Origin of the sequence: Streptomyces sp. NPDC001027 (assembly GCF_040299045.1) — a bacterium.
Lineage (GTDB): Bacteria > Actinomycetota > Actinomycetes > Streptomycetales > Streptomycetaceae > Streptomyces.
This window is the reverse complement of sequence record NZ_JBEPBI010000589.1, coordinates 1-1325: the sequence shown is the minus strand read 5'-3', so window position 1 is coordinate 1325 and position 1325 is coordinate 1. Positions and strand designations below refer to the sequence as shown.

Below are 1325 nucleotides of genomic sequence, written 5' to 3'. Positions count from 1 at the left end.
GGTCGCACCTGGCGACCGGGGCGGAACTGGCCTTCATGGCGCAGCTCGTCGTCGCGGGAGCGGTCTTCCTCGCCACCGCCGGCATGCGCGACGACCACGGCGTCGGTTTCGCGGGCGGCGCCCTCGCCTGGGCCCCCCGAGTGCTCTTCCTCGTGATCCTCGCCGGGTACCTGCACTGGCTGCTGTTCACCGCGCCCGCCATGGCGCTGGCCCGGCTCCTGGCGGCTGTGCCGTCGGCTGCGCTGCGAGCGGCGCTCGGGGCCGCTGCGGTCACCGCGGCGCACATGGCGTGGGCCGTCTCGGTGTGGGACGTCCCCGTCGGGTGGACCGTGGCCTGGATCGCGGGCGCCGGGCTGCTCCCGGTGACAACGGCCTGGTACGGGCACCGCCGCTCGCTGAGGTGGGGCGCGATGGCGGCTCGGATCGGCGCTGTCACCGCAGCGGCCCTGCTCCTCGCCGTGGTCGGCGGACTCCTCCAGGAGTGGACCCGCTGGCACGCCTACGAGCCGCCCCGGCTCGAGCGGGGCGGGTACGTCGGGGACTGGATCGGCGGCGGCGGCGCGTACCGGCTGCGGTTGGACGAGAACGGCGTGGCCCTGGGCGACAACATGCCGTTGGTCGACGAGAACGCCGGACCGTGGGACTCGTGTTCAGGCACCGGGACATGGGCCTTCGCGCCGCAGCCCGAGGCCGGCCGCCCGACCCACGGCGGACCGCGGGACCGCATCACGCTCACGATCCCCGAGTGCGACGCCCTCCGCGACTGGCAGGTGGCCGGCACGGTCGACCAGCCGCAACTGTTCGTCGTCAAGAGGGACGCGAGCACCCCTTCCGTCATCACCCTGCACCGCTCCTAGCCGGGCCACAGGCACACGGCCCAGGGGATACGACGTGACCGAACGCGGTCCCGTGGACCTCATCCGCCCCGCTGACGAAGAGGGGCAGTCCGCCCGGCGTCATCCGTGATCTGTTTCTCTCCCTTACCGATCACCCGCCACCCGCCGCACCCCCGCTCGGCTAGGTTTCCGGACGGCCCGAACTCCGGGTCTCACGAAGGGGGTTGAACCACTCGATGAAGCGTCACAGCACTGTCCCGCCCCGCCCGCTGCGCAAGGTCGCCGCAGTCGTCACGGCCACCACGGCGGCCGCCGCCATGACACTGGCGCTCGCTCCGTCCGCCGCCGCGGCCACCTATCGGTACGACTGCCGTCGCCTCGCGGGGGCGGGCTCGTACAGCAACCCTCTCTACCTGGGCAATGTGACGGGCCGGACCGTGGTGGCCGTGAACTGCCCGCCCCTGACGTCCGGCGCGGGCTACGCCAACC

Annotated in this window: 2 protein-coding genes; both read left to right on the top strand. The window is 73.3% G+C overall.

Annotated features, from left to right (window positions below):
• A partial coding sequence (locus tag ABT300_RS44145; RefSeq protein ID WP_351688848.1) for a hypothetical protein occupies positions 1 to 857 on the top strand: 857 nt, incomplete at its 5' end.
• Between the two features lie 215 nt (positions 858 to 1072).
• Positions 1073 to 1325, top strand: a 253-nt coding sequence (locus ABT300_RS44140; RefSeq protein ID WP_351688846.1) for a hypothetical protein, incomplete at its 3' end; no start/stop codon positions are given.